Origin of the sequence: Rhodopseudomonas palustris BisB18, assembly GCF_000013745.1 — a bacterium.
GTDB lineage: Bacteria > Pseudomonadota > Alphaproteobacteria > Rhizobiales > Xanthobacteraceae > Rhodopseudomonas_A > Rhodopseudomonas_A palustris_F.
This window is the reverse complement of the sequence record NC_007925.1, coordinates 1,746,781-1,759,364: the sequence shown is the minus strand read 5'-3', so window position 1 is coordinate 1,759,364 and position 12,584 is coordinate 1,746,781. Positions and strand designations below refer to the sequence as shown.

Genomic DNA, 12,584 nt, shown 5'->3' with positions numbered 1-12,584 from the left:
ATCGGAAGGCTTCACGAGCGACTGCGGTGATGGTCGGCGGGGTACCGAGATCGGCGGCACCGTCGCGAACGAATGCATGCAGTCCGACGCGCCTTACGCGGCTTTCGACTGCGGCGCGATGAACGCCGGCTCGGCCGGCGCGGCGGACGGCATGTCCTTGGCTTTGCGCAGCAGCGGCGGCTCCACCGCCATCAGAATCGCGGTGCCGAGCAACAGCAACAGCTCGGTGGCGTGCAGTCGCAGCGCCGCCGCCTCGCCGACTTTGGCGGCCATCAGCATGCTGGCGAAGCTGATCAGGCTGCCGATCCCCAGCGCGAACGCCAGCGCCTCGTCGCAGCCGCCGCTCTTGCGGATGGTGGCGCGGGTGGTCAGCACCACGAACACGGCGAAGAACGCCACCACCGTCAGCTTGCCGAGCGCCAGCAGCCAAGCGGCGCGCACCGTCGACGTCGCGGCGAGTTGCAGATAGTCGCTGATGAACAGCGCGATCGAGACGTTGGGCCGATCGTAGAAACCATAGACCGGGGAAATCATGATCCTGAACGCGGCCACGGTCCAAGCCGGCACGAAATACGCCGCCAGCAACGCGCCGTTGAAGGTACTGATCCGCCAGTTCGTCGCCATCATGTCCGCCACGTCCAGTTCCAGCCAATGTCCATGACAGCCCGAGGGCGTCACGGTCGCTGAAAGTAACCATCCGTTAACCGTGATTGGCAATCGAAAGGCTTTGTTAACCTTAACGGCAGGGCTCGGGGCACCCCGACACCTCTCGCCTCACACAGAAATCCAGCCGTGCGACGGGACTTCCCGGTTCGACGGTCCGTGCCGGTCGGGCTTCTGACTGGGGGATGATTCTGCCGACCTGACGCGGTCGGTTCTGGCTCGACATTCCAACGCCGCCCAATTGGTAGCAAACAAAGCCGACCGGCATACCGCAAAATTGTTGCGCGGAAGATCGCGAGGACAACATCACGGCTGCGTGCGAAACAGGCTGCGGAACCCTTCCGCGCCGTCCACCTTAATTCGCCGCCGGATCTGTTGCCGCAACCGATTCCCACTGTTAGAAAATTACCGTCCTGCGACGTCCGGCTGCCGGGGCCACCGTCGCGTCGGCCCCCAGCCGCAAAATGGGCACTGGTCTTGCATGGCCGGTTGGCATCGGAATATGAGTTTGTTCAGTCTCGAACACGGCAGCACATGGATTATTTCGCCCAACAACTGATCAACGGTATCGTGCTCGGCTCGATCTATGGCCTGATCGCCATCGGTTACACGATGGTTTACGGCATCGTCGGCATGATCAACTTTGCCCATGGCGACATCTTCATGATCGGCGGCTTCATCGCGCTGATCTCGTTTTTGATCCTGGTCTCGCTCGGCCTCACCTTCGTGCCGGTGATCCTGCTGATCGTGCTGCTGGTGTCGATGGCGATCACGGCCCTGTATGGTTGGACCGTGGAGCGGATCGCCTACCGGCCGCTGCGGCATTCGTTCCGCCTTGCCCCGATGCTGTCGGCGATCGGCATGTCGTTCGTGTTGATGAATTATTCCCAGGTGGCGCAGGGCGCCCGGGTCAAGCCGGTGCCGCCGATCATCACCGGCGGCTACACGCTGTATGAAGCCGACGGCTTCGTGGTGCGGCTGTCGAACATCCAGATCATCGTGGTGATCACCACGGTGGTGCTGCTGGCGATCTTCACCTGGCTGGTGGCCAAAACCCGGCTCGGCCGCGACATGCGCGCCTGCGAGCAGGATCAGACTATGGCGGCGTTGCTCGGCGTCGACGTCGACCGCACCATCTCGATGACTTTCGTGATCGGCGCGGCGCTGGCCGCGGTCGCCGGCATGATGTACCTGTTGTATTATGGTCTGGTCGACTTCTTCATGGGCTTCGTCGCCGGCATCAAGGCGTTCACCGCGGCGGTGTTGGGCGGCATCGGCTCGTTGCCCGGCGCCATGCTCGGCGGCCTCTTGATCGGGCTGATCGAGACGCTGTGGTCGGCCTATTTCTCGGTCGAATACAAGGACGTCGCGGCGTTCTCGATTCTGATCATCGTCTTGATCTTCCTTCCGACCGGCCTATTGGGCCGTCCGGAAGTTGAAAAAGTTTGACGGGCACACGCGTGGTAACCCTTGCTCCGGCCCCCGCCGCCGCCCCGACCGCCGCCAGGAAGCGCGGCCTCGACGTCGCGTTCATTTTCAAGAAGTCCCTGATCAGCGCCCTGGTGGCGCTGTTTTTGTTTTCGTTGATGATCGGCGTGCGCACCGAGGCCGGCCCGAGCGGCCAGTTGATCTACTGGACGCGGTTCGGCGACCTCGCCGCGATGGTCGGCGCGGTGTTCGCGGGCAGTATCGTCGTCGAATTGCTGCGCTGGTGGTGGGGCCCGGTCGGCACCGTGCACAGCGTCGGCCCGACGGTGCAGAGCGCGCTGTCGCTGGCCGGCCGGGTGCTGCCGCCGCTGTTGCTCGGCTTCACTTTCCTGATGCCGGTGATCTTCTACGACCAGCGCTACATCCTCGATCTCGGCATTCTGGTCTTGACCTATGTGATGCTGGGTTGGGGGCTCAACGTGGTGGTCGGCCTCGCCGGGCTGTTGGACCTCGGCTACGTGGCGTTCTACGCCGTCGGCGCCTATTCCTACGCGCTGCTGGCGACCAATTTTGACTTGTCGTTCTGGGTCTGCCTGCCGCTCGCCGGCATCCTCGCGGCGTTCTGGGGCATGATGCTGGGCTTCCCGGTGCTGCGGCTGCGCGGCGACTACCTCGCCATCGTCACCCTGGCGTTCGGCGAAATCATCCGCCTCGTCATCATCAACTGGCAGAGCCTGACCGGCGGCCCCAACGGCATTTCGGGCATTCCGCGCCCGACGCTGTTCGGCATTCCGCTGACGCCGGCTGAGGACGGCCTCGCCGCCCGGCTCGGCATCGAATTCTCGCCGACCCACCGCATCGTGTTTCTGTTCTACCTGATCCTGGCGCTGGCGCTGTTGACCAACTGGGTGACGATCCGGCTGCGCCGGCTGCCGATCGGCCGCGCCTGGGAAGCCTTGCGCGAGGACGAGGTCGCCTGCCGCGCGCTCGGCATCAACACCACCACCACCAAGCTCACCGCGTTCGCCACCGGCGCGATGTTCGGTGGTTTCGCGGGGGCCTTCTTCGCCACAAGGCAGGGCTTCATCTCGCCGGAATCCTTCACCTTCCAGGAATCCGCGCTGGTGCTGGCGATCGTGGTGTTGGGCGGCATGGGTTCGCAGCTCGGCGTCGCCTTGGCTGCGGTGGCGATGATCGGCGGCTTCGAGCTGTTCCGCGGGCTCGATCAGTACCGCATGCTGGTGTTCGGCCTGGCGATGGTGCTGTTGATGATCTGGCGGCCGCGCGGCCTGATCGGCCATCGCGCCCCCACGGTGTTTCTGGAACACAACCGGGCGATCTCCTCCGATCTCGTCAAGGAAGGCCGATGAGCGGCGATCCCATCCTCGCGGTCGACAGTCTGGCGATGCGGTTCGGCGGCATCGTCGCGGTCAACGGCCTGTCGTTCGTAGCTCGGCACGGCGAAATCACCGCGCTGATCGGCCCCAACGGCGCCGGCAAGACCACGGTGTTCAACTGCATCACCGGCTTCTACAAGCCGACCGGTGGCACCATCCGGCTGACCCACGCCGACGGCAACAGCTTCCAGCTGCAGCGCCTGAACGATTTTCGCATTTCCAAGATCGCCAAGGTGGCGCGCACCTTCCAGAACATCCGGCTGTTTCCCGGCATGACCGCGCTGGAAAACCTGATGGTGGCGCAACACAACGTCTTGATGCGCGCCTCCGGGGTGACCTTTCTCGGGCTGATCGGCGCGCCGTCTTGGCGCAGCGCCGAAGCCGATGCGATCGAGTTCGCGCGGTTCTGGCTGAAGCGCATCGGACTGCTCGAGCGCGCCGACGAGGCCGCCGGCAACCTGCCCTATGGCGACCAACGCCGGCTGGAGATCGCGCGGGCGATGTGCACCGTGCCGGCGCTGCTCTGCCTCGACGAGCCCGCCGCCGGCCTCAACGCCCGCGAGAGCGCGAGCTTGAGCGAATTGTTGATGTCAATCCGGGCCGAGGGCAAAACCTCGATCCTGCTGATCGAGCACGACATGAGCGTGGTGATGGAAATTTCCGATCACGTCGTGGTGCTGGACTATGGCGTCAAGATCGCCGACGGCACGCCGCAGCACGTCCGCGACGACGCCCGCGTGATTGCCGCCTATCTCGGCGTCGAGGACGACGAAGTCGCCGCGGTCGAGCAGGAGTTGGGGCTGTGAGGGTTGAACGATCCGTGTCCCGGACGCGGCGCAGCGCGCAAGCGCTGCCCCGCAGAGCCGGGACCGTTACGAGTGCCGTGCGCTGGAACGGCCCCGGCTCTGCAATGCGATACTGCGTATCGCATTGCGTCCGGGGCACGAGGGCAGACGTATGACCACCCCCCTGCTGTCGATCCGCGGCCTGCGCGCCGCCTATGGCAAGATCGAAGCGCTGAAGGGCGTCGACCTCGACATCGCGCAAGGTGAGATCGTGGCGCTGATCGGCGCCAACGGCGCCGGCAAGTCGACGCTGATGATGACGATCTTCGGCAAGCCGCGCGCCAAGGCCGGCCGCATCGAGTTCGACGGCCAGGACCTCACCGAAGTGCCGACCCATCACATCGCCCGGCTGCGCATCGCGCAATCCCCGGAGGGGCGCCGGATCTTTCCGCGGATGAGCGTCGCCGAAAATCTGCAGATGGGCGCCGACGCCACCGAAACCAGCGAGGCCGACCGCGCCGTCGGGCTGGACCGCGTGCTGACGCTGTTCCCGCGGCTCAAGGAACGCCTGACCCAGCGCGGCGGCACGCTCTCCGGCGGCGAGCAGCAGATGCTGGCGATCGGCCGCGCGTTGATGAGCCGGCCGCGGCTGTTGCTGCTCGACGAACCGTCGCTGGGGCTGGCGCCGTTGATCGCGCGGCAGATCTTCCAGGCGATCCGCACCCTGAACAAGCAGGACGGCCTCACCGTGCTGATCGTCGAGCAGAACGCCAACCACGCGCTGCGGCTGGCGCATCGCGGCTACGTCATGGTCAACGGACTGATCACGATGTCCGGCAGCGGCGCCGAATTGCTGCAGCGCCCGGAAGTCCGCGCCGCCTATCTCGAAGGCGGCCGCGGCACGTAGTCTGCAACTTATTTCGTCTCCCGTGTCCCGGGCGCGCGGCAGACCACCTTGCGCAGCTCCGCGGACCCGGGACCGTTCCAGATGCTGCCGTCGTAACGGTCCCGGCTCGCGGCGCAGCGCTGTGCGCTGCACCGCGTCCGGGACACGCGAACATCTATCGCTGCGGCAAGATGCATCATTCGGATGACAAACTGCCTGAAAAATGCCGATGACTTGGCTGGAATTTCAGCGGACAATGGCTGTGAACTGCGCCCGGCGAGCGCCGGGGCGCGGTTCCGACAATCCCGCAAAGATTACCGCAAGGATCATTCTATGAAACCACTCAAACTCATCGGTCTGGCATTCGGCGCCTCGTTGGCGCTGTCGACGACGGCGCTGGCCCAGGACATCACGGTGGCGGTGGCGGGCCCGATGACCGGCTCGGAATCCGCGTTCGGCCGGCAGTTGCAGAACGGCGCCGAGCAGGCGGTGGTCGATCTCAACGCCGCCGGCGGCGTGCTCGGCAAGAAGCTGGCGCTGCAGGTCGGCGACGACGGCTGCGATCCGAAGCAGGCGCGCTCGGTGGCGGAGAAGATCGCCGGCAGCAAGATCCCGTTCGTCGCCGGGCATTTCTGCTCGTCGTCGTCGATCCCGGCCTCGGAAGCCTATGCCGAAGGCAATGTGCTGCAGATCACCCCGGGCTCGACCAACCCGTTGTTCACCGAACGCAAGCTGTGGAACGTGCTGCGGGTGTGCGGCCGCGACGATCAGCAGGGCCTGGTCGCCGCCGACTACATCGTCAAGAACTACAAGGGCAAGAACGTCGCCATCCTCAACGACAAGACCACTTACGGCAAGGGTCTGGCCGACGAGACCAAGAAGGCGCTGAACAAAGCCGGCTTCACCGAGGCGATGTTCGAGTCTTACAACAAGGGCGACAAGGACTTCAACTCGATCGTGTCGCGGCTGAAGCGCGAGAACATCGACCTGGTGTTCGTCGGCGGCTATCACCAGGAAGCCGGGCTGATCCTGCGCCAGATGCGCGACCAGGGCCTGAAGACCGTGCTGATGGCCGGCGACGCGATGAACGACCGCGAATTCGCCTCGATCACCGGGCCGCTCGCCGAGGGCACGCTGTTCACCTTCGGCCCCGACCCGCGCAACAAACCGACCGCCAAGGCGATCGTCGAGAAGTTCAAGGCCAAGAACATCGATCCGGAAGGCTACACGCTGTACACCTACGCGGCGTTCCAGATCTGGTCGGAAGCCGCCAAGAAGGCCGGCACCACCGACCCGAAGAAGGTGATGGCCGCCATCAAGGCCGGCGAGTGGGACACCGTGCTCGGCAAGCTGTCGTTCGACGCCAAGGGCGACATCAAGCTGATCGACTACGTGGTCTACAAGTGGGACGCCAAGGGCAACTACGCCGAGATCAACCCCGCGAAGTAATTATCGCAGTCTCGCACTGAGTTCAGACGCCCCGGTTCGCCGGGGCGTTTTGTTTTTCAACCCACTCACGTCATCCTGAGGAGCACGGCTGCGCCCGAAGGGCGAAGCCGGGCGTCTCGAAGGATGGGCCCCGTGTGCTTGCGTCCGCATCCTTCGCGGCTCGCGCAACTGCGCGAGCGCCCAGGATGACGGCGGTGAACGCGCGGCCGCGCCCTAGCCGAAATTCGCCAGCCCCGGAAACGTCTCCATCAGCCAGATCGACGCACTGCTCACCGCGCCGGTGAGAAAGCCGATCCCGGTCAGCACCATCAGCACGCCCATCGCGCGCTCGACATTGGCGAGGTGGCGCTTCATCCGCGCGAACACCGCGGAGAACTGTTCCACCATCAAAGCCGCCAGCAGGAACGGAATGCCGAGGCCGGCGGAATACACCGCGAGCAGTCCGGCGCCCTTGGCGACGGTGGCTTCGGCGGCGGCGACCGAGAGGATCGCGGCGAGGATCGGCCCGATGCACGGCGTCCAGCCGAACGCGAAGGCCAGCCCCATCACATAGGCGCCCCACAGCCCGACCGGTTTGGGGATCGGCATCCGGCCTTCGCGCATCAACAGGCCGATCCGGGTCAGCCCTAGGAAATGCAGCCCCATCAGGATGATGATGATGCCGGCGATGATCGACAGCTGCGCCGACCAGGCCCGGATCAGGCTGCCGACCAGGCTGGCGCTGGCGCCGAGCGCCACGAACACCGTGGAAAACCCCAGCACGAACATCAGAGCCGAGATCATCACCGCGCGCTTCGAGGCGGCATCGCGCTCGCCGGTGGCGACGTGTTCGATGGTCGCGCCGGTCAGATAGATCAGGTATGGCGGCACCAGCGGCAATACGCAGGGCGACAAAAAGCTGACGAGGCCGGCGATCAGCGCGGCCGGGATCGAGACATCATGAATCATGGCGCTAGATGCACCGCAGCCGCGGCCGGATGCAAGGCTCCAGCGCCCGTTCGCGGCGTTGTGATCGCGGTGCGAAAGCGGTAACCACTTGCATCGTTTCGCGATCCGGAGCGTTCCCGATGCAAAACCTGCTCACCGACATCGACGGCGTCAAGGTCGGCCATGCCGACGACGCCCGGCTTGCCTCCGGCGTCACCGCGGTCTTGTTCGACAGCCCGGTGGTCGCCGCCTTGGACGTGCGCGGCGGCGGCCCCGGCACCCGCGAGGACGCGCTCTTGGACCTCGCCTCCACCGTGGAGTCGATCGATGGCTTCGCGCTGGCCGGCGGCTCGGCGTTCGGGCTCGACGCCGGCGCCGGGATCCAAGCCTGGCTCGCCGAACAGGGCCGCGGCTTGAAAGTCGGCGGCGCGGTGATCCCGATCGTGCCCGGCGCCATCGTGTTCGACCTGATCAATGGCGGCGACAAAGCCTGGGGCCGGTTCCCGCCGTATCGCGATCTCGGCTACGCGGCGGCAGCGGCGGCAAGCGACACCTTTGCGCTCGGCAGCGTCGGCGCCGGCTTTGGCGCCACCACGGCGACTTTCAAGGCCGGGCTCGGCTCGGCCTCCGCGGTGACGCCGGGCGGCATCAAGGTCGGCGCGCTCGCCGTGGTCAATGCCGCGGGCGCGGTCACCGTCGGCGACGGGCCGTGGTTCTGGGCGGCGCCGTTCGAACGGGACGGCGAGTTCGGCGGCCGCGGCTGGCCCGAAGCGTTCACGCCGGAGATGCTGACGATGCGGCTGAAGGGCGCCGCCGGAGCCACCGCTGTCGAGAACACCACGCTGGTGGTGGTGGTGACCGACGCGGTGCTGAACAAGCCGCAGGCCAAGCGGCTGGCGATGATGGCGCAGACCGGGATGGCGCGGGCGATCTATCCGGTGCACGCGCCGCTCGACGGCGACCTGGTGTTTGCCGCGGCGACCGGCAAGACCCCGATCGATCCGCTGGCGGGGCTGACCGAACTCGGCATGATCGCCGCCAACACGGTGTCGCGGGCGATCGCCCGCGGCGTCTATGAGGCCACCGCGCTGCCGTTCCCCGGCGCGCTGCCGGCCTGGAAGGATCGCTTCGCGCGGTGAAGGAGTTACATCGTCATTCCGGGGCGCGAGAGCGTTTAGCTCGAGCGAACCCGGAATCTCGCTGCACGCGGCGGGCTCTCTAACAGGCGGCAAGATTCCGGGTTCGCTCGCCGCCGAGGCGGCTCGCGCCCCGGAATGACGGCGCGGTGGGTGGAGCAAACTCCAGCCGCCATGGCCCGCTGATCAACCCGATATTGCCCTGTCCGTCAGCCCGATCAGGCGCTGACCGACACCGCGGAGGCGGTGGAGGCCGAGGCCGCCTTGGCCTGGCGCTGGATCATCTGCTCGATGAAATTATACGACGAGGTGGCGCTGGCCGACGAGGTGGAGCTTGCCGCCGAGGTCATCGTCACTTTGGAGCCGTCGGCGTAAGTCAAAGAGGTGGTGATCGAGCCGTCGGCGTTGGCCGTGGTGGTGGTCTTGGTGCCGGAGGAGTCCTCGCCGGATCCGCCGCCGCCGCCCGCACCGCCGGCATCGCCCGCGCCGCCCGCGGCGTGATGACTCTTGCCGGAGCCCTTCAGCGCCGATCCCAATTCGTCGATGCCGACCGCGCCGTCGCTGTCCTTGTCGAGCTTGGCGAACACCGAATCCGCGTTGGCGGTGTTGGTGCCGCCGGCGCCGAGCTTGTCCTCGAATTCCGCCTTGGTGACGCTGCCGTCGCCGTCGCTGTCGAGCTTGGCGAACAGATCCTTCAGCACGGCGTCGCGCGGGTCCGACGCGGTCGCATCCGTCGAACTGGTCGAAGTCGAGCTGGCCGTGCTCTGGCTCTGCGCGGCGAGCAGCGCGCTGAGCAGGCTCGACGACAACGCGCCGCTTTGCGACGAGGCGCTGGAGCTCGACGTCGCGCTGGAGTTTTTGTCCTTCTTGGAGTCGCTGTCGACCTCGAACAGGCTGGTCGCCGCGCTCTTGCTCGACGAGGTCGATGAACTCGACGAGGTTTTCGACGAGCTCAGCGATTTCAAGAGATCGAGCGCGGACGACGCGGCAGTGAGCGCTGACAACATGACAAACTCCTGGATCGGCCGCGCAGCGGCATCGCATTCCCTAGGGTCTGATTAGCAATCCGCGTGCCAGCGAAAATCCTTCGATAAAACAACACGATCCGCCGCGTCTGCGGCGCCGCATCCGGGCACAAGCTGCCGGCCGCGGCAGAACTTGCCGACGCTGTTGCGACGCAACGCGGGCGCGCCGCTCGATTGCCCCGTCGCTATCAGCATGTTACGCGGGATCATCAATCAGCCGTCTCGTGCAGGGAGCGCCCATGTCTTTCACGCCTCGTCCTCTGGTCATCGCGCCCTCGATCCTGGCGTCGGATTTCTCCAAGCTCGGCGAAGAGGTCCGCGCGGTCGACCAGGCCGGCTGCGACTGGATCCATCTCGACGTGATGGACGGCCATTTCGTGCCGAACATTTCCTACGGCCCCGACGTCATCAAGGCGATGCGGCCGCATACCAAGAAGATTTTTGACGCCCACCTGATGATCGCGCCGTGCGATCCGTATCTGGAAGCCTTCGCCAAGGCCGGCTGCGACCACATCACCGTGCACGCCGAGGCCGGGCCGCATCTGCATCGCTCATTGCAGGCGATCCGCGCGCTCGGCAAGAAGGCCGGCGTCTCGATCAATCCCGGTACCTCGCTCGGCGCCATCGAATACGTGCTCGACCTGGTCGACCTGGTGCTGGTGATGTCGGTCAATCCCGGCTTCGGCGGCCAGGCCTTCATCCCCTCGGCGCTGAACAAGATCCGCGACCTGCGGGCGATGACCGCGGGCCGGCCGATCGACATCGAGGTCGACGGCGGCGTCACCTCCGCGGTGTCCGGCGAACTCGCCGCCGCCGGCGCCAACGCCTTCGTCGCGGGCTCGGCGGTGTTCAAGGGCGGCACGCTGGAGAGCTACAAGGCGAACATCGAGGGGATCAGGAACGCGGCGGCGTTGGCAAGAGGGGAAGCGGTGTAGGCGTTGAGTTGACGCAAGTTCGAGGTGCGGAGCCATGTCCAAGCTGGTCAGAAACGAACGGCTGAAGTTGACGGCTAATTGGCTCAACACCCTCGCCACCGCGATATTTGCCGTCGGCGGCTTCGGACCGCTAGTTTCCTATGGCTTCGGTTTGGTGCCGTCTTCGATCGACCGGCTCACCGTGATCGCCGCTGCCGGCACTTGTCTGGTGGTTGCCACCACCATACATTTGGCGGCGAGAGGCGTTTTGGGAAGTCTCAGCGAATGACCGAACAATTGCTCGTCGCCGTCGGAATGCCGCTGCTGATGCTGGCCATCGCGCTCGGCGTCGCCGCCTGGGCGCGAAGCTCGGCGCGACGGTCGTAGTAGCAGCAGCAACTCGTAGGGTGGGCAAAGGCGCGCTTGCGCCGTGCCCACCACAACGCCGAACACAGCGACAATCGTATCGCGGTGGTGGGCACGCTTCGCTTTGCCCACCCTACGAGCTACGAGCCCCGCGCGACGCACTCGTCAGATCCGTGCCCCGGACGCGGCGCAACGCGTCAGCGGTGCGCTGCGAGCCGGGGCCGTTCCAAGCGGAGCATTTCAACGGCCGCATCCAAGTGCAGCATCCGTAACGGTCCCGGCTCGCGGCGCGGCGCAGGCGCCGCGCTGCGTCCGGGACACGGAGCAAGCAAGTAGCCCGCATGAGCGGAGCGATATGCGGGTGAGCCGATCCCGGATGTCGCTACGCTCATCCGGGCTACCCGCTACGCGTGCCCCGGACGCTGCGCAACGCGTCAGCGGTGCGCTGCGAGCCGGGGCCGTTCCAAGCGGAGCATTTCAACGGCCGCATCCAAGTGCAGCATCCGTAACGGTCCCGGCTCGCGGCGCGGCGCAGGCGCCGCTCCGCGTCCGGGACACGGAGCAAGCAAGTAGCCCGCATGAGCGGAGCGATATGCGGGTGAGCCGATCCCGGATGTCGCTACGCTCATCCGGGCTACCCGCCTCGCCTCTTGCGCGCGCCATCATCACCACCACAATGTCAAACAGCCACGTCGCTCCGTTCTCGCGGCTCGTCGAGCCCGAGGTTTGCTTCGAACGTCCCTGCCCTCGGCAACGAGGGCGTGCGGAACGCCGGGTGCCCGATGCACCCGCGGCCTCGTGTGCGGTGAAAACAAAGCACACGAGCGTAGTCACCACGGCTCCACCGGAAACCCCCGGCGTTCCGCACGCAATGGTTTTAACGGCTTGGTTCGACGAAGACCCCCGGTGGGCGAGCCTGGGTAATCCACCGTTGTGGGAGACTGCCGCACCGTCCTTGCCGCCTTGCGGGTTGCGAACGCCGCCTTGTCGGGTCGGCGCATCGCCACCTTCCGGCCGGCGAGGCTTGGCGCTGCTCCCGCGCAAGGCGATGCGCTGGGATATCGCGACTTCAGCCGTCCGGGTGCGGCGTGGTCGTCAGCCCGTCGCAACGCCAGAATTACTCCTGGCGCGATCGGGGCTCGAACGCCGCTCCCGTCCACCGCATCCCGCCCCGCGGTCGTGACGATCGCGAACGCCCCTCGCTATCGGGGCGGGATGGATGGGAATGTAATCCTGGTGATTGCCGGTGTCAAGTGATTTAGGAACAAAATCCAGGCGTCGCGCAACGCGGTGATAGCTCCGTGCCCCGGACGCGGCGCAACGCGTCAGCGTTGCGGTGCGAGCCGCCGTTCCAGGCGGAGCATTTCATGGGCCGCATCCAAGTGCAGCATCCGTAACGGTCCCGGCTCGCGGCGCGGCGCAGGCGCCGCTCCGCGTCCGGGACGCGGAGCAAGCAAGTAGCAAGTAGCCCGCATGAGCGGAGCGATATGCGGGTGAGTGCGGCGATCCCGGGTGTCGCTGCGCTCACCCGGGCTACCCGCTACGCGTGCCCCGGACGCAGCGCAACGCGGCAGCGTTGCGCTGCGAGCCGGGGCCGTTCCAAGCGGA

The 12,584-nt window shown here is 66.2% G+C and carries 11 protein-coding genes; 8 read left to right on the top strand and 3 right to left on the bottom strand.

What is annotated here, in order from left to right; all coding sequences use genetic code 11:
* Positions 1–93 precede the first annotated feature (93 nt).
* Positions 94–627: a hypothetical protein gene (locus tag RPC_RS08140; RefSeq protein WP_011472089.1), complete on the bottom strand. Its 534-nt coding sequence runs from the start codon at positions 625–627 to the stop codon at positions 94–96.
* 570 nt (positions 628–1,197) lie between these two features.
* Here RPC_RS08140 and RPC_RS08135 point away from each other — a divergent pair.
* The 5 genes from RPC_RS08135 (at position 1,198) to RPC_RS08115 (ending at position 6,608) form a co-directional block, all read left to right on the top strand.
* The gene (locus tag RPC_RS08135; protein WP_011472088.1) at positions 1,198–2,112 is read left to right on the top strand and encodes an ABC transporter permease subunit; all 915 of its coding nucleotides are present in this window, start codon (positions 1,198–1,200) and stop codon (positions 2,110–2,112) included.
* 11 nt (positions 2,113–2,123) lie between these two features.
* Positions 2,124–3,461, top strand: coding sequence for a high-affinity branched-chain amino acid ABC transporter permease LivM (gene livM / locus RPC_RS08130; protein ID WP_011472087.1), 1,338 nt, complete (start codon positions 2,124–2,126; stop codon positions 3,459–3,461).
* Entirely contained in the window at positions 3,458–4,294 is an 837-nt protein-coding gene (locus tag RPC_RS08125) for an ABC transporter ATP-binding protein (protein ID WP_011472086.1), read from the top strand. The genes livM and RPC_RS08125 overlap by 4 nt, the downstream gene beginning before the upstream one ends.
* 151 nt (positions 4,295–4,445) lie before the next feature.
* On the top strand, positions 4,446–5,180 hold the full coding sequence (locus tag RPC_RS08120; RefSeq protein WP_011472085.1) for an ABC transporter ATP-binding protein: 735 nt from the start codon (positions 4,446–4,448) through the stop codon (positions 5,178–5,180).
* Between the two features lie 312 nt (positions 5,181–5,492).
* Positions 5,493–6,608: a branched-chain amino acid ABC transporter substrate-binding protein gene (locus RPC_RS08115; RefSeq protein ID WP_011472084.1), complete on the top strand. Its 1,116-nt coding sequence runs from the start codon at positions 5,493–5,495 to the stop codon at positions 6,606–6,608.
* Between the two features lie 213 nt (positions 6,609–6,821).
* Here the strand turns inward: RPC_RS08115 and RPC_RS08110 are convergent, their stop codons facing one another.
* Positions 6,822–7,556: a cytochrome c biogenesis CcdA family protein gene (locus RPC_RS08110; protein ID WP_011472083.1), complete on the bottom strand. Its 735-nt coding sequence runs from the start codon at positions 7,554–7,556 to the stop codon at positions 6,822–6,824.
* A gap of 119 nt (positions 7,557–7,675) precedes the next feature.
* Here RPC_RS08110 and RPC_RS08105 point away from each other — a divergent pair, with 119 nt between their 5' ends.
* Complete coding sequence (locus tag RPC_RS08105) at positions 7,676–8,674, top strand: P1 family peptidase (RefSeq protein ID WP_011472082.1); 999 nt, start codon at positions 7,676–7,678, stop codon at positions 8,672–8,674.
* Positions 8,675–8,889: 215 nt separating this feature from the next.
* Here RPC_RS08105 and RPC_RS08100 read toward each other — a convergent pair whose 3' ends face one another.
* Entirely contained in the window at positions 8,890–9,678 is a 789-nt protein-coding gene (locus RPC_RS08100) for an EF-hand domain-containing protein (RefSeq protein WP_011472081.1), read from the bottom strand.
* Positions 9,679–9,935: 257 nt separating this feature from the next.
* On the opposite strand from RPC_RS08100, the gene rpe reads away from it, so the two are divergent.
* A complete protein-coding gene (gene rpe, locus RPC_RS08095) occupies positions 9,936–10,631 on the top strand; it encodes a ribulose-phosphate 3-epimerase (RefSeq protein WP_011472080.1) in 696 nt (231 codons plus the stop codon).
* A gap of 34 nt (positions 10,632–10,665) precedes the next feature.
* Positions 10,666–10,899 (top strand): hypothetical protein, encoded by a 234-nt coding sequence (locus RPC_RS26755; protein WP_011472079.1) that lies wholly within the window; start codon positions 10,666–10,668, stop codon positions 10,897–10,899.
* Positions 10,900–12,584: the final 1,685 nt, after the last annotated feature.